The following is a 15,407-nucleotide window of genomic DNA, read 5'->3' as shown; positions in this document are numbered from 1 at the left end:
ACTTTGAGTGGGAACGCGAGATTCTCCTCCAGGCCATAGGCGGAAACAGCGCGTACTTTTGGAACACCATGCCGATGTCGCGCATTGTGTGGCGGCATATTATCGATCGGACGCCCGCGAGCAGGATCGCGTCGTGAGTGGGCACCTCGAAGCCCGCGGGCACCATCATCAGGGTCGTAGTCTTGCCAGGGACGGTAGGAATCCGGCCTCGCCAGAAATTCACCCGACCAACGACCAGGTTGAGATTCTTACAATCGGCGTTTCGCTATCATAGGTCTTCTGAACGCCTGAGAACTCCACAAAGGCATGTGTCCCCGATCGCCTCTACTTCCTTCTCCGTGCGCCCTGCGGCTCCCCTTACAGCGGCGTCCGCCGACGGCCAGACCAAGATCTTCGCCACAAGATTGCTTAATGATTTTGAGAAGACCTCTGTCTCCTGGGCAAAAAGACAAAAGGAAAGCTTATCGCAGCTGTCGACCCTGGCGAAGCGGCTCCTGAACTGTAAGCGCGAATTTCCCCGCACCTTTTGCGGTTGAGTGCTGTGATGCATGAGGTGTCCACCAAATTAGGTGGACACCTTGTGATGGCAGACGATGATCAGAAACTGCGGGTCAGGCTTGTTGGCCGGAATGGGCGCCGGCGATACGACCCCACGTCGAAGGACCGTCTTGTCGCGGCCTGCCTTGAACCTGGGGTTTCGGTATCGAGGCTTGCGCTCGAACATGGGGTCAATGCGAACCTTCTTCGGAAGTGGATCAAGAAGTGGACGGCGACCAGGTCGCTGCCGCCGTCTTCACCACCGGCGTTCATCCCGGTTCAGCTTGAGAGGACTGCCGATCGGGCCCTGTCGCGGCAGAGCAGCGTGGCGACGGTGGATTTGCCTGCGACTTGCGATGAAGTGCGTGATTCGGAATCCAAAAGGACTGCAGCTTTTTGCTCTCCGGCCAAAGTGAGCGCATCCCTGCCGAACGGCGTGAAGCTCGCGCTGGAATGCGGCGATGTAGATGCATTGACGGCGATCATCGGAGCACTGAGCCATGTTCAGACTGGGCGGTGACCTGCAAGTCTATCTGCACCGTGAGCCGATCGACTTCCGGGCTGGCATCAACAGCCTTGCGGTCCTGGTCCAGGAGACGATGGCGCTCGATCCGTTTGCTCCGGCGGTTTTTGCGTTCTGCAATCGCCGTTGCGACCGGATGAAGTTGCTGTTCTTCGACCGGTCCGGCTTTGTGCTGGTCCTGAAGCGGCTGACCGAAGACAAGTTCCGATGGCCGCGCCGCCAGGAGGCGGTCGTCACGTTGACGACCCAGCAATTGCACTGGATCCTTGACGGCATCGATATCGACGCGATGGTCCGCCATCCGGTGCGGCAATATCAGGTTGCCGGCTGAGCTCTCGAGTTGAGCGGTTGACGCGTCGGTACGGTTCAGATTCAAGAATCCGATGAATCGAACCGGCGATCGGAGTGTTGAAGTGCTGTTGGCGCGCATTGCCGCGCTGCAGGCGGGAGAACCATCAACTCGCCGACCGCGTCGTCAAACTCGAGGAAGAACTGGCGCTGGCACGCCTGCATCGTTTTGCGCCACGCAGCGAAAGCACGTCGATCGTCTCTTCAATGAAGCCGAGCAGGCCGCCGATGAGGATGACGCCGGCAGTGAAAAGAACAATATCGCCGAACTTCCGGACACGGGCTTGCCACCCGTCGAAAACACAACGGGAAAGAAGCGCGGCCGCAGGCCGCTGCCAGCGAACCTGCCGCGTGAGCGCGTCGAGTATGACCTGCCCGACGATCAGAAGGCGTGTCCTTGCTGCCGTGGCCAGATGCATCGCATGGGCGAGGCTGTCACCGAGCAACTTCATATCGAGGTGAAGGCGAAGGTTTTACAGAACGTACGCTTCAAATATGCGTGCCGCCATTGCGATCGCACCGGGATCAACGCCCCTGTCGTGACCGCGCCGATGCCGACGCAGCCGCTGCCGGGCAGCGTTGCCACGGCCTCAACGCTGGCGTTCGCGCTGGTTCATAAATATGTCGATGGCACGCCGCTCTACCGCCCGGCGCAGGCCTTCGAACGCGCCGGCGTTCCGGTCAACCGCGGCGCTCTGGGCCACTGGGTGATCGGCTCAAGCGAGAAGCATCTCTCCCGCATCTATGACGCCCTGAAGCTGCGGCTCAGATCGCAGCCCCTCATCCATGGCGACGAGACGACGGTTCAGGTCCTCAAGGAAAAGGACAGAGAGGCCACCAGCACATCGTATATGTGGGCCTATCGCAGCGGCGAGGACAACGACCAGCCCATCGTGCTTCTCGACTATCAGTCAGGCCGTGGCCAAATCCACCCGCAGGCCTTTCTCGGCGATTACCGTGGCATCGTGATGAGTGACGGCTATACCGCCTGGCGCACGCTGGAAGGGCCAACCCACATTGGATGCATGGCCCACTCCAGGCGACGCTTTGTCGATGCCCTCAAGGCGAGGAAGAAAGGCGGCGGTCCGCCCGAGCAGGCGCTGCGGTTCTTCGAACAGCTTTACCGGGTTGAAAGGCAGGCGCGGGACGAAAAACCAGACAGAGGCGAAACGCCAGATCAATGCATTCGCCGCTTCCGCCAGCAACACAGCATTCCCGTCCTGAACGCCCTCAAGGAATGGCTCGATCAAATCGCCCGAAGGTCTTGCCGGACAGCAAGCTTGGCGACGCCATATCCTACACCCGAAACCAATGGGAATATCTGACGCGCTACGCCGAGGACGGCAGGATGCCGATCGACAACAATCTCCTGGAGCGTGATATCAGAATCTTTGCCACTGGCAGAAAGAGCTGGCTGTTCAGCGACACCGTCGAGGGCGCCAGGGCCAGCGCCGTCGTCTACAGCCTGATGCTGACCTGCCGCGCCTCACGCGTCGAGCCGTTAGCCTGGTTGCGTCACGTCCTCACCGAATTGCCTCAGCGCGCGGGCGACGCCGATATCACCGAGCTGTTGCCCTTCAACTTCCCCAAAACCGCCACTGCCTGAACAGGCCAGACGCCGCCCCCGATACGAAGGCCATCCGTCAAAAGCGCAGGCGTCAACTGCGGGGAAAATCGCGCTTACCCTGAACTTGCCATCGTCGTTGGCTTTCTCCGCCCTTCGTGGCCACCGGGCAAATATGGGACGCTGTACTCCAATCCGACAGAACGATTACGTCCCCGCAAGCCCTCGGCACACGTTCACGCGGGTTCTGGCTCTGAACGCGAGCCGCGTAAAGAAATCCTCTGCAACGGGAGACGCGCAGTCGCGGCCCAGCCAGGCAGTGCGCCTAGGCACGCAGCACGGTCTTGCCGTTCTTGATCACAGTCGCATCGCGATCGATTACGCGAGCCTCGAACGAGATCACATTGCGATCTCGCCAGAGATCGACAGTGATGGCATCACCGGGGATCACTGGTGCCGAGAAGCGGGCTTGGTGGCTCAGGATCCTTGTGGGATCGTAATCGCAAAGCTCTTGCAGCACGGCCCGGCAGGTGATCCCGAAGGTGCACAGGCCATGCAGGATGGGGCGCGAGAAGCCGGCCTGCTTGGCGACATCAGGATCGGAATGAAGCGGATTGAGATCGCCGTTCAGTCGATAGAGCAGCGCCTGATCCGGTCGGGTCTCGAACAGGACCGACCGGTCCGTCTTGCGTGTGGGCACAACGTGCGGTTCGGGTGCCCCGTGTGACGGCCCGCCGAAGCCGCCGTCACCGCGGGCGAAGGTGGAGTCGGTGAGAGTGGCTACCTTCTCGCCTTTTTCGTCCGTCCACACGGTCTCGTCGACGACCACAGCGCCTCTATCCTTGCCCTTATCGTAGGCTCCAATCGTGCGAGTGGTGGCCGTTATCGTGCCAGACGACGGAAGCGGTTTGTGCAGCTCGACCTTCTGCTCGCCATGAACCAACATCAGGAGATTCAGCTCGCTGATCCGGAGGCCTGACTTCTGGTCCGACGCGGGCTTGGCATACCCTCCCTTACCCGAAGCCAGCACTGTGGCAACTGTCGGCATGACCTTAAGATCTTTCTCGTACACGAACGACAGCTCGCGCTCGTTTATTGGATCGCGGCCCATGCCAAGCCCAAGTGCGTACAGCATCACATCCCGCTCGCCGTAGGTAAAGGTGCGTGGTTGGGTCTTCTGTTCCAGAATATCGGGGTAATAGATCGGCATGGATTATCCTCCGGAATTTCGGCTCAAGAAGGGTTTGATCAACCCATAGGATCCATTATTCGTTATGGAGCTATGGATATTTCGTGGGAGATGCCTCGGCAACTGTCGATCGCCGTTCGTCCAGCGCAGCGAAGATGCTCTCGTCTGAACTGGTGTCGCCGTTTGCCGTCCACAATGCATGCTAGGCGCGGCCGATACTTCGGCGGCAGAGCCCAAGGCGACAGAACTGTTGAGATTTCGACAGTTTTGCGAGAGAGGTCGCCCATCACCGTCGCACAGCTTTTTCACGTTTTTTTTAGGATCCGATTGAGAACTGACAATGATCTCGAAAGGCGGATCCCAACTTGGAGCAACCCGTCATAAAGCAAAACGCGCCCGTGCCGGCGGGATCGGATTAAGCTCCATACCGCCGCAAGCGAGGGTAGAGTCCACGACCACCAGTCGCAACCACCAAGCTTGTGCACAAGGATGGGGCTCAGCCCCGCTGAGACATCAGATACAGAGACGTCGCACTCCGATTTTCGGAGTGTCCGTGATGCGGTGAACGATAGCAATTTGCGAGGAACGACGTCCGTAGCTCCGCGCTCAAGCGAGATCCTATCAACCATCACCACAGATTCAGACGCCTTGGAGACGAGCACCTGAATGCGATCAATGGGTGACCACGAAACGTTCGACATTGGTTGGTTTGTCACTCAAAGCCGCAATTTGCGTCCAACTAGTTAAAAATCGCGCCCGATGTTGTTGACGCAAGCGCCACCGTGGCCGAGACGTCCGGCTCGCTGGTGGCGGCGCTCTCTGGTTGCGCTCTTGTCTGAAATTAGCTTCTCACCGGTCCGATTTGCCTCTTACTTTAGAGCAGTTCCGCGGCATTCGTGCATTCTTAGCGGGGCAATGCAGTTTTCCCGCTTAACGTTTGGATGTGGATCGCCCCGCTCGATTTGTATCACCCTGGCTGCGTTCCAACTGCGGCGCCCGCAGCGCCGATGCTTGCGGTGCGAAGCGCCACGTGATCGGGCTCAGATCAGGTCGAGCACTGTCCCCGTTCAATCCAGTCTCTGATTAGAGAATCACGCCCGATGCGCTGGCTGGAGTTTCTAACATGCATGAGCATGAGCGTGCGCCATCCTGACCTGCGCCGCGGAATGCGGCAGTTCCCTCTTTTTAGCCGGAAGACTGCGCGGAATTGCCGGAACTTAGCGATTTTATTCGCTCGGGTACGTTAGCGTTGGTACCGATGTACTGCGCCAAGGGCGCCGAGGCAGTACTCCAAAGTGGAGGTAACTGAAGGATATCTGATGTTGAGCGAAGGAGGAGCCTTGGACAGGGGCACCAACCAACGCGCCATTGATGCCGAGATTGCTTCGATGCATGGAGGTGGCTCACCGCCCTACATGAGCAATTTGTTCTGGGGCGACATGTTTTCCCTTCCGAAGATTGCCCGCGGGCTGAGGTGGTGCGCACCGCAGATGCGCAACACACTCAAAACGTCGAAGCAGCCGGAGAGCGGGTCCGCAAGCAGGAGGGGCTTATAAAGTGAGCGAACTTGAGACATTCCGTCGGGAGACGCACGCGTGGCTCGAGTTGAATTGCCCGACAGAGATGCGCCAACCGATTCGTTCTGAGGATGATGCCGTTTGGGGCGGCCGTCGAGCCGTCTACAGCCCAGCCCAAAAGGTCTGGTTGGACCGCATGACAGAGAAAGGCTGGACAGCGCCGGACTGGCCCAAGCCATACGGCGGAGGTGGGCTTTCTCCCGAGGAGACGAAGATCCTCCGAAATGAAATGAGCCGGCTTGGTTGTCGCACTCCATTAAGTTCGTTCGGCCTCTACACGCTAGGGCCGGCCCTCCTCAAATATGGCACCGAGGAGCAGAAGCTGGAGCACCTGCCAAAGTTGGTTCGCGGCGAAGTTCTTTGGTGCCAAGGCTATTCCGAGCCGGGGGCTGGCTCCGACCTCGCGTCACTGGCTACCCGGGCGGAGGACAAGGGCGATCATTTCCTGGTGAACGGCCAAAAGATCTGGACCAGCGATGCAGACAAAGCAGACTGGATATTTTGCCTCGTGCGGACAGACACCTCCAGCAAGCATAATGGCATTTCGTTTCTGTTGATCGACATGGAAACGCCTGGTGTCTCGGTTAAACCGATCAGGCTGATCTCCGGCTACTCGCCTTTTTGCGAGACGTTTCTAGACAACGTAAAAGTGCCGAAGAAGAACCTCGTCGGTGAGTTAAACAAGGGTTGGGACGTCGCCAAGTACTTGCTCAGCCACGAACGCGAGAGCCTTTCTGGCACCGGTTTAGGGTTTGGCCAGCTGTCGCTCGGGGAGATGGCCAAGCGTACGGTCGGTACGGAGGCGGACGGTCGGCTGGACGATCCCGTTTTGCGTGCTCGCCTCGCTCTTTTCGATGTCCGCGCTCAAGCGTTTATGGCCATGTCGGAACGCTTTACCGACGAATTGAAGCACGAGCGTGCGCACCCCGCTCAGCCCTCGGTGATAAAATACTTTGGGACCGAGCTGAACAAGCAGCGGTACGAGCTGATGATGGACATCGGAGGCTCGGACGCTCTGGAGTGGGAGAGCGAGCGCTCTCTCGGCGGCGCCCACGCCCGCGCTTGGCTCCGCACCAAGGCCAATTCCATCGAAGGCGGCACCTCCGAGGTGCAGCTCAACATTATTGCCAAGCGCATCCTCCAGTTACCCGGAGCCTGACATCGTGCCCCTCTTCCACACCGAACACCAGGCGATGCTCGCCGATACGGTGCGGCCGTTCCTTGCTGAGCAAGCACCGGTTAGCCACATTCGCGCGCTGCGGGATGCCGACGACAGGACCGGCTTCTCGCCTGAGGTGTGGAAGCGCTTCGCTGAGCTCGGCCTGAATGGCGTGCTGATCGATGAGTCCGAAGGCGGCTTAGGACTGGGACACGTCGAGGCTGGTATCGTGATGGAGGAGATTGGCCGAAACCTCACACCTTCGCCGTTCCTCGCGACGGCGGTAGGCGCTGTCACGATGTTAAAGGCCGGTTCTACGGCCCAGCGACAAGCCTGGTTGCCACGCATCCTAGCCGGCGAGGCGGTGGGCGTGCTTGCGGTCGACGAGACCGCCAGGCATCGGCCGGAGCGGATCGCGCTGCTGGCGCGGCGGGTCGGCAACGGCTTTCGCCTGGTTGGTGAAAAGCGCTTCGTGACCTACGGCCATGTCGCCGACTTCTTGATCGTTGCGGCCCGGACCACCGGCTCCTGCGACGAGGAGCTGGGCGTCACGCTCTTCCTGGTTGAGAGCGACGTAGCGAATCTTACGGCCGAAGCCGACCGGCTCACCGATGCGAGCCTCGCCGCCCGTTTGAAGTTTGACGGCGTGGAGGTCCTCGAGGAAGCAGTTATCGGCGAAATCGACCACGGGTTTGGCGCCTTGACGAAGGCGCTTAGCTCATTGCGCGCCGGCGCGTCGGCTGAGATGGTAGGGGTCGGGTCGGCCGCCCTAGACATGACCTTAGGTTATCTCAGGCAGCGGAAGCAGTTCGGTCGCCTGATCGGCTCGTTCCAGGCACTGCAACATCGAGCAGCCCATCTCTACACGGAGATGGAAGTGGCTCGCGCCGCCGTTCTTAAGGCCCAGCAGCTGCTCGACTGTGGCGACGCAGGAGCCGAGCAGGCTGTGATGGTAGGCAAGGCCATGTCCGGCATGGCGAGCGCACTCGCTGTTCAGGAAGGCATTCAGATGCACGGCGGCATCGGCATGACCGACGAGTATGATATGGGCTTCTACATGAAACGACAACGAGTATTGGCCGAGCTATTCGGCGACGCCGACTACCATTCGAACCGCTTGGCGAAGCTTGCGGGTTACTAACGGCCGAAGATGCAGTCGGCGAAAGCTAGCCTCGAGGCGAGCTCATGTACTAGGCGGCCAAATCGAGGGTCGAAGGTCGATTCGGATCTTGCTCGAAATTCGGAATGCCTCGACGCGGACTGGGCGCGACTAGTCCAGCTCGCACCTGCAACGCGTCAGTAGTGTTGAATATGCATCCCTGCCGCACCGATTATGATCAACAGGAGCTTTCGAATGCGCGAAGCAGTTATCGTTTCCACGGCCCGCACTCCGATTGGGCGGGCGTATAAGGGCGTCTTCAACATCACGCCGTCCCCCACTCTCGCAGCGCATGCGATCCGGGCAGCAGTCGAGCGATCGGGCATCGATCCTGTTGAGGTTGATGACTTGATCTTCGGCTCGGCACTCCCACAAGGCGTGCAACAATCTATCGGACGAACGGCTGCCCTTCGCGCTGGCCTGCCTGTATCTGTCTCAGGCATGACAATCGACCGTCAGTGCTCCTCTGGGCTGATAGCAATCGCAACCGCAGCCAAACAGGTGATTGTCGATCGCATGGATGTGGTCGTCGCCGGAGGCGTCGAATCAATTTCCACGGTGGAAACCAAGGAGGTTCGCCTCGGATCGGACCCCGAACTAGTCGCGATGCATCCCGACATTCATATGCCAATGATACAAACGGCCGAGGTGGTGGCAAAACGTTATGGCATTTCCCGGGAGCGCCAGGACGCCTATGCACTCCAATCGCAGCAGCTGACCGCGAAGGGGCAGGACACCGGTGCCTTTGAGCGCGAGATCATTCCGGTTACGGCCACGATGGCTGTCGTCGACAAGGCGACTGGCACGACCTCCAAGAAGGAGGTTTCGCTTACTAAGGACGAGGGCAATAGGCCTGGAACGACGTTCGAAGCGTTGGCATCGCTCAAGCCGGTTGTGGGGGGCGGTGTCGTTACCGCCGGCAACGCCTCTCAACTGTCTGATGGCGCATCAGCTTGTGTTCTGATGGAAGCAGAACTGGCCGCTAAGCGTGGCATCGCTCCACTCGGACGCTATGTCGGCATGTCCGTGGCGGGGACCGAGCCGGACGAAATGGGTATTGGTCCTGTGTTTGCCGTCCCCAAGTTGTTACGCCGCTTTGGCCTGTGCTCTGACGATATCGGTTTGTGGGAGCTCAATGAGGCTTTTGCCGTCCAGGTGCTCTACTGTCAGAATAAGCTCGGAATCCCCGACGCACGGCTCAACGTTAATGGCGGGGCAATCTCAATCGGGCATCCTTACGGGATGTCGGGCGCGCGCATGGTCGGCCATGCACTGCTTGAGGGCAAAAGGCGTGGCGTTCGATACGTCGTCGTTACCATGTGCGTCGGAGGCGGTATGGGCGCTGCCGGACTTTTAGAAGTTTTGTGATGCGCACCGGATTTCGAATGACCTGCCGGAGAGGAACGCCGGCAGGCATCTCGCATAGCTCCATTTATAGAGCTTCACGTTTGGCTTCAGGCCGGGCTGGACGCGGGCGCATCATGTCGGGCGGGCGAGCCACTTAGGCTAAGTGCGGCCAGCGGATCTCGCAGGTGAACTTGCGAGCGCCAGAAAACTAAAGGCAAACGTGCGCAATTAAATCCCTGCGTTAGGCCTCTTTGATTCTGAGCGAGCATCGCCGCATGGTCGAGAGATCAAACGCGGCGACCGTAAGGCTCTTTCACGAATTTTTCAGCAGCGACGCTCGCGACTAAGCCACTCGGTGCCGGCGCCTGGAATCTCCGCCTAGCGGGTCGTCCCGCTCATCGCAGGACGGTACCATTTAGTCGTTGTTCTCGCCGATAAACTCGGCAACGAACGGGTTCTGCGGTTCTGCGGCTGCTCGTAAAACTCGGCGGGCGTGGCCAGCGGCTGGATTAGACCGTCGTTGAACACGGCTATCCTGTTCGATGTGGTCAGCGCCTCACTCTGATCATGCATCATGCAGCACCGGTGAGCGCGACGCGCTGCTACTGACCGCCCGAAAGCTGGGAGGGCCGGCGATTGCCATAAGCGCCGAGCCGCATCGAGCGCTCGTCACGGTCTCGACTTTGGCGAACTTACGGACTTTGGGACTTTCAGTGGGAACGCGAGGTTCTCCTCCACGGTCATAGGCGCAAACAGCGCGTAATCCGCTTGTGTTGGGGGCATATTATCGAACACATGCACAACTTCTCGGACGCGGTGCTGTGCGCCAGCTGCATTGAGAGGTCGTGTTACTAGTACTTCTGCGGCGATTGAGCTTCTGCCACTGGCAGCCGTTCGGTCGACCGCCGATGATAGGCTGGCGTCAGCGGCTGCGCGAAGAACGGCTCTCGCTCCAGGAAAGATCCCGATATCAAGGAGCGCAACGCGCTACGCTTGAAGCAGACGCACACGGGCGCTGGAGTCGCACAGGATGTCCGGCGCAAGAAATGCCGCGCTCAATCACGCGATGATCATCAGATCAGCGTCGCTCGCGCATTGAAGCTTCCTGGACCACAGACGCGACCAACGTACCATCGCGTTTGAATATTAGGCCACGTGTGAAGCCCCGTCCGAGCTGCGCGCTCGGCGAATCTTGGGCATAGAGCAGCCAGTCGTCGGCCCGGAATGGCCGATGAAACCACATAGCATGGTCAAGGGTTACCGGCGATATCCGCCTATCAAACAGCGTACGGCCATAGCGCGCCATCGCCGCATCGAGCAACGACCAATCCGAGGCATAGGCCAGCGCACCAACATGGAAAGCTAGATCATCAGGCAGCTTCGCGGCGACTTTGAACCAGTAGTGAACACGGCCATCGCCGCTCTTCTGTCCGACGTGGTGACCGATCTCGACCGGTCGCAAATCGATCGGACGATCGGGTAGTTCCACGGGAGTGCCTGGTTCATACCACCGGCGAATGCGTTCTGGCAATTTGGCAAACAAGGGCTGCTTGGACAATTTCTCAATGGTCAAATCTTCCGGCGGGGGTACGCCGGGCATCGGGTCCTGGTGGTCAAGGGGGGGATTCTCCTCCCCGGCGTGAAAAGACGCCAGGGCTGATAAAATCGCATTCCCATGCTGGATCGCTGTGATGCGGCGCATCGAATAACTCTTGCCATCGCGCAATGCTTCAACCTTGTAGAGAATCGGCACATGCGGCTCGCCGGGCTTAATGAAGTAGCCATGTAGCGAATGCGCCATCCGGTTATCCACAGTACGAGATGCCGCTACGATCGACTGCCCTATCAGCTGACCGCCGTACACCGGCTCCAAGCCTGGACGTTGACAGTCACCGCGAAAAAGATTTGCCTCGAGTGGCTCGAGATCTAGGATGGCCAGCAAGTTCTGTGAGGCCTTGGTCATTGATTTAGCTTTCCATTTTGATTGGCGCTGCTGCGGGACATGGCACCGGTCATGAATGCGAGCGGCATCGGCATAGAGAGTCGCTTTTCCGAACGGCGGCTCCGTATGCAGCTGATGCAATCACCTCGCAGCTTCGCTGTCAGATGCCCCAGGCGGCTTGTGAGAAATGCGGCGGGCATCGATAGATTACCCCTCTGCATCGCTTTACGTCCCATCTTTGTCGACGTTTTGCAGAATGAGGGCTGACCGGTGGGTAAGTCGGTGCCGGCCAAGCTCTGTGCTTGCGCCGTGATTTGATTCAACTGTTCTTTTTTGTGATGCGGAGTGGTAGCGGGGAGCAACGGCATGCACGCAGCTGCATAATACGTGAGCCCCGCCCTTGTCGTCGCGTTTACGTGCCGCCGCTGATGTCCTCGGCTCAACGCAGCCCGATGCTTGCGCCAGCCCGCTCCGGATGAGGCAACTCCGTGTGCGACTGCGCGAGTTTCAGCAAGCGCTGGCGCGCGTCTCCCTGCACCGCACCGCTCCGGCCGCTACCTGACATGACGTGAACCAACATTTGTTCACCCGTGGCCGCTGGCTTGTCGTCCCCTTCGCGCGAGAGCACGTGAAAGAGATGAAGTCGCTTGTCGTCGGCCCCGAGGACCTGCGTAAGAACCTGCACGCGGTCGCCGGCGTGCAGTTCGCCGAGATGGGACAGATGCGTCTCGACTGTATAATAGCTGCCGAATTTTGACCGGTAATGGGCGTCGATACCGACGTAAGTGAGCAGATTATCTGTGGCGATGCCGCAGAGTTGGAGATAGCGGTTCTCTGTGATGTGACCGTTGTAGTCAACCCAGTCAGACGGCAATTCGAGAGTTGGCATCAGGAGCGGGCCAGACCTGCTGGCGGGCTGCGGAATGTGGTCACGCAGCCCCTGTTCCCAGCGCGCAAGCGTTTCGCCGGCACCATAGCACTGTGAGCGCAACCCCTGCAGCACGGCAACGAGACAATCATCGCGCTGCCGTTCCAGCTCAGAGCCGGATAGGTTTTCGGCCCGCGCATCTGATTGCTCAGCAAGTTTGTTTAGGAACGCGTCGGTGAGATCAGGGACTTCGGTGAGCTTCGACCACGGCCCTTTCAATTGCGGGCCCCATTTCTCCAAGAAATTGCGCATTCCCTTCCCGCCCCCGCCAACGCGGAAGGGGCCTATGACTGCCCGGCGAAGACCGAAGGAGTAACGGACTGCATCATCGACTTCCTGCACGGTCGCCAAATCATCGTGGACAAGCCACAGCGCTTCGCGCCACATCGCTTCTTGCAGTCGGTTCGCAATGAACCCATCCACCTCCTTGCGCACAACGAGTGGATGCATCCCCACCGACTGGAAGATTTCCGCCGCGCATGTCAGCATCTCGGGCGCCGTGCTATGTGCGCCGCACAGTTCAACCAACGGCAACAGGTACACTGGATTGAAAGGGTGCGCGACTAGAAAGCGCTCGGGGTGGTCCAACCCCGCAGCCAGTAACGACGGCTTCAAGCCAGACGTTGAGGAACAGATCAGCGTCTCGGGCCGGGTCTCGCGACTGGCGGCCGCGAGCAGCTCCTGCTTGATATCCAAGCGCTCCGGCGCAGATTCTTGCACGAGATCCGCGTCGTGGACCGCGTCCGCGACTGAGTTTACCACCGTCAGCGCGCCTTCGGCCGGCAGCGGAATCCACGTTAACCGCCGAAATGCTCGACGCGCGCTGGCCAAGGTTTCTTGCACGCGCTCGACTGCACCGGGAGCCGGATCATACAGCTTCACGTCAATCCCGTTGAGGACAAACCGAGCAGCCCAGCCGCCGCCGATTACTCCACCTGCCAGCAGACCGATCGCTCGCGGCCGCCTCGCCGCGACCAAGTTTGCGTTCTTGGACATGAACCTTGACCTCTCAGACATGGGCTTTGAGGGCGAGCTTCTTGCGCAACTCTTCAGAGCTCATCGCCCGCACCCCGATCCCATCGAGAACCTCGACCGCCCGCCTAACGAGTTCCGCGTTAGTCGCCAGCCGCCCGCGAGAGAGGTACAGATTGTCCTCCAGCCCTACCCGCACGTTGGCGCCCACCAACGGCGCCAATGCTGCATAGGGAAGCTGCATTCGTCCGATCGAGAAGGCGGAGTAGACGGCTCGTGGCGGGAGCTGGTGGACCAGCGCCATCAGCGTGGTCAGGTCGTCAGGAGCGCCATAGCGAATTCCCATGCATAGCTGGATGAGCGGCGCGTCCCCGATCAGCCCTTCTTTCATCAGGTCGTGCACGGTGACCAGTTGACCGGTATCGAAAACCTCAAGCTCAGGACAAACCCCGAGTTCTTTGACACGCGCTGCCATCGCGCGCAGCATTCCGTACGTATTGGTCATGATGTAGTGCCCTCCGGCGGAGCTCCAGTTCATCGTGCCGCAATCGAGTGTGCAAATCTCAGGACGCAACTCTTCGACGTGCGCCAGTCTCTCAATCGCGCCTGGCAGATCCGTCCCAACCGGATTCGGCGGCAAGGGAGTGTCGGCACCACCGAGCGTAAGGTCGCCGCCCGCCCCTACGGTCAGGTTGATAACCGGATTGACATCCGACTTCCGTATGCGCTGGACCACTTTCCGAAACAGGGCTGGATTCCGTGATCCTCGCTTGGTCTCAGGATCGCGTACGTGGAGGTGCACCACCGCCGCCCCGGCGCGCGCAGCCTCGATCGCCGAATCCGCAATCTGCTCCGGGGTCACCGGCACATGCGGACTGCTCGGAGCCGCCCCTCCCCCTGTAACCGCACAAGTGATGAAAACCTCGGAAATCATTCTCACCTTCTCCTAGCCAAACGGCGATGCGTTCCATTTGGGAGAAATAGTATCGGGCTCCTTATCTGAATTTGACTAATATGAGCTGTTGTGAAGGAGAAATTCGGCGCTTGATCGCCAAAACGTGAGGATTTTATCGCGTCACTTGGGGCTGGCGCGAGCAGGCCAAGGCTGGTCGTCTGCTTGAAGGACGATTTGGCCCGCACGAAGTATGATCCCAGTCATGACTAGAGTTGACATGTCGCACTCGTCGCCTAAGGTCACTTGTACTCCGTTACGATTGTGTGGCGACGAATCTCGGCCGCGTCCCATTCAGGGACTTGCAGGCAGATCGCCATAGAATCGTTGGTCAAAGTTGAGCCAATGGTCAATGAGGTGATCGTCAAACGCCCGCACCACATCGGCCGCGAAATACGGATTGCTCAACGTGGAGGCACCGGCAGCGACGCCGTTACGGTCAAGCAGCTGGTCGATGATCAACTGCGGCTCCGAACCGGCAATGGTGCCGTCGCCAGGAACGGCGTCCTTGCGTTCAAAGCCGTTCGGGTTGTGAGCGAATTGCTTGTATGGCGGCACGACGCTTAATCCGCGACCAAGTTTTCCGGATCGATCACCACCGATCACATACTCCTGCTAACCCGCGGTGAGATATGGATAGAGGTCCACATCGGGGTTCTTTTGCGCTTGATCAACATCCAAATCGATCAGAGGCATCGTTCTCTCCTGAGCGGCTTTGCAGGTCGATCGGCGGCGCTCAAACAGGAAATTCGCGGCGGAATCTCTTTGTAGCGCTAAACTAAGTACTTGCAGGCTATCATGCCCCTTCAGACGACAGGATTAGACAGTTTCATCAAAAGTTGACCAGCACCTGGCCATCGTGCTCCCGGTTACTCGATCGCAGCTAGCCGCAAGAAAGTTATTTTTCTTCAATGTCATTTCGTTTTGGCCAAATAGGCGCCGCGATGGATCACTAGTGCGCGCCCCTCAATCCTGCTCCCTGCAAAATTCTTGTGGAACGGCGCCATCGCCGCAAGCTCCCGTCCCGGCGCGTCCACACAAGCGCGTTCGCGCGCGAGGCATTTCGCGCGTAAAGCGTGATTGGCGATATAGCGCGCCGAACAGATGGGAAACTCATGGCCCGGCGAATTTGTGCTCGCCCTGCGCGTCAGCCTCGACGTCGCCCGGCCGGAGGTTGCATCATCGCTCGCAGAATCGGAGGGACTGGCGG

The 15,407-nt window shown here is 59.4% G+C and carries 11 protein-coding genes and 1 pseudogene; 7 read left to right on the top strand and 5 right to left on the bottom strand.

What is annotated here, in order from left to right; genetic code table 11:
- Window positions 1-583: 583 nt before the first annotated feature.
- From BRA1417_RS42430 to BRA1417_RS46185, 4 genes and pseudogenes are all read left to right on the top strand, one after another.
- On the top strand, window positions 584-1,057 hold the full coding sequence (locus BRA1417_RS42430; protein ID WP_187434778.1) for a transposase: 474 nt from the start codon (window positions 584-586) through the stop codon (window positions 1,055-1,057).
- Window positions 1,038-1,391 (top strand): IS66 family insertion sequence element accessory protein TnpB, encoded by a 354-nt coding sequence (tnpB, locus tag BRA1417_RS0110400; protein WP_027515764.1) that lies wholly within the window; start codon window positions 1,038-1,040, stop codon window positions 1,389-1,391. Before BRA1417_RS42430 ends, tnpB begins: the two co-directional genes overlap by 20 nt.
- A gap of 52 nt (window positions 1,392-1,443) precedes the next feature.
- Window positions 1,444-2,792 (top strand): annotated as a pseudogene (locus BRA1417_RS39885) (IS66 family transposase); the annotation flags it as partial.
- An 84-nt stretch (window positions 2,793-2,876) separates the two neighbouring features.
- Window positions 2,877-3,014: a transposase domain-containing protein gene (locus tag BRA1417_RS46185; RefSeq protein ID WP_371260016.1), complete on the top strand. Its 138-nt coding sequence runs from the start codon at window positions 2,877-2,879 to the stop codon at window positions 3,012-3,014.
- Window positions 3,015-3,297: 283 nt separating this feature from the next.
- Here BRA1417_RS46185 and BRA1417_RS0110390 read toward each other — a convergent pair whose 3' ends face one another.
- Window positions 3,298-4,182 (bottom strand): MaoC/PaaZ C-terminal domain-containing protein, encoded by an 885-nt coding sequence (locus BRA1417_RS0110390; RefSeq protein ID WP_027515763.1) that lies wholly within the window; start codon window positions 4,180-4,182, stop codon window positions 3,298-3,300.
- A gap of 1,536 nt (window positions 4,183-5,718) precedes the next feature.
- Here BRA1417_RS0110390 and BRA1417_RS0110380 point away from each other — a divergent pair.
- From BRA1417_RS0110380 to BRA1417_RS0110370, 3 genes are all read left to right on the top strand, one after another.
- Window positions 5,719-6,897 (top strand): acyl-CoA dehydrogenase family protein, encoded by a 1,179-nt coding sequence (locus BRA1417_RS0110380; RefSeq protein WP_027515761.1) that lies wholly within the window; start codon window positions 5,719-5,721, stop codon window positions 6,895-6,897.
- Between the two features lie 4 nt (window positions 6,898-6,901).
- Entirely contained in the window at window positions 6,902-8,038 is a 1,137-nt protein-coding gene (locus tag BRA1417_RS0110375; protein WP_027515760.1) for an acyl-CoA dehydrogenase family protein, read from the top strand.
- Between the two features lie 213 nt (window positions 8,039-8,251).
- Complete coding sequence (locus tag BRA1417_RS0110370) at window positions 8,252-9,424, top strand: acetyl-CoA C-acyltransferase (protein ID WP_027515759.1); 1,173 nt, start codon at window positions 8,252-8,254, stop codon at window positions 9,422-9,424.
- A 1,057-nt stretch (window positions 9,425-10,481) separates the two neighbouring features.
- Here the strand turns inward: BRA1417_RS0110370 and BRA1417_RS0110365 are convergent.
- The 4 genes from BRA1417_RS0110365 to BRA1417_RS0110350 all read right to left on the bottom strand — a co-directional run bounded on the left by BRA1417_RS0110365 (window position 10,482) and on the right by BRA1417_RS0110350 (window position 14,803).
- Window positions 10,482-11,366 carry an acyl-CoA thioesterase II gene (locus tag BRA1417_RS0110365; protein ID WP_027515758.1) on the bottom strand — a complete coding sequence of 295 codons (885 nt, stop codon included), beginning with the start codon at window positions 11,364-11,366 and terminating at the stop codon, window positions 10,482-10,484.
- Window positions 11,367-11,784: 418 nt separating this feature from the next.
- The gene (locus BRA1417_RS0110360; RefSeq protein ID WP_051448472.1) at window positions 11,785-13,269 is read right to left on the bottom strand and encodes a 3-hydroxyacyl-CoA dehydrogenase NAD-binding domain-containing protein; all 1,485 of its coding nucleotides are present in this window, start codon (window positions 13,267-13,269) and stop codon (window positions 11,785-11,787) included.
- Window positions 13,270-13,282: 13 nt separating this feature from the next.
- Window positions 13,283-14,179: a 3-keto-5-aminohexanoate cleavage protein gene (locus BRA1417_RS0110355; RefSeq protein ID WP_027515756.1), complete on the bottom strand. Its 897-nt coding sequence runs from the start codon at window positions 14,177-14,179 to the stop codon at window positions 13,283-13,285.
- A gap of 312 nt (window positions 14,180-14,491) precedes the next feature.
- Window positions 14,492-14,803, bottom strand: a complete 312-nt coding sequence (locus BRA1417_RS0110350) for a hypothetical protein (protein WP_156948672.1) — start codon at window positions 14,801-14,803, stop codon at window positions 14,492-14,494.
- Between the last annotated feature and the right edge of the window lie 604 nt (window positions 14,804-15,407).

Origin of the sequence: Bradyrhizobium sp. WSM1417 (assembly GCF_000515415.1) — a bacterium.
Taxonomy (GTDB): domain Bacteria; phylum Pseudomonadota; class Alphaproteobacteria; order Rhizobiales; family Xanthobacteraceae; genus Bradyrhizobium.
The sequence above is the reverse complement of the archived record's forward strand: the minus strand, read 5'-3'. Positions and strand labels throughout refer to the sequence as shown.

Coding starts and splice junctions, on each gene's coding strand:
- BRA1417_RS42430 (WP_187434778.1), top strand. CDS start 584: ATGGCAGACGATGATCAGAAACTGCGGGTCAGGCTTGTTGGCCGGAAT.
- tnpB (WP_027515764.1), top strand. CDS start 1,038: ATGTTCAGACTGGGCGGTGACCTGCAAGTCTATCTGCACCGTGAGCCG.
- BRA1417_RS0110355 (WP_027515756.1), bottom strand. CDS start 14,179: ATGATTTCCGAGGTTTTCATCACTTGTGCGGTTACAGGGGGAGGGGCG.
- BRA1417_RS0110390 (WP_027515763.1), bottom strand. CDS start 4,182: ATGCCGATCTATTACCCCGATATTCTGGAACAGAAGACCCAACCACGC.
- BRA1417_RS0110365 (WP_027515758.1), bottom strand. CDS start 11,366: ATGACCAAGGCCTCACAGAACTTGCTGGCCATCCTAGATCTCGAGCCA.
- BRA1417_RS0110360 (WP_051448472.1), bottom strand. CDS start 13,269: ATGTCCAAGAACGCAAACTTGGTCGCGGCGAGGCGGCCGCGAGCGATC.
- BRA1417_RS46185 (WP_371260016.1), top strand. CDS start 2,877: ATGCTGACCTGCCGCGCCTCACGCGTCGAGCCGTTAGCCTGGTTGCGT.
- BRA1417_RS0110370 (WP_027515759.1), top strand. CDS start 8,252: ATGCGCGAAGCAGTTATCGTTTCCACGGCCCGCACTCCGATTGGGCGG.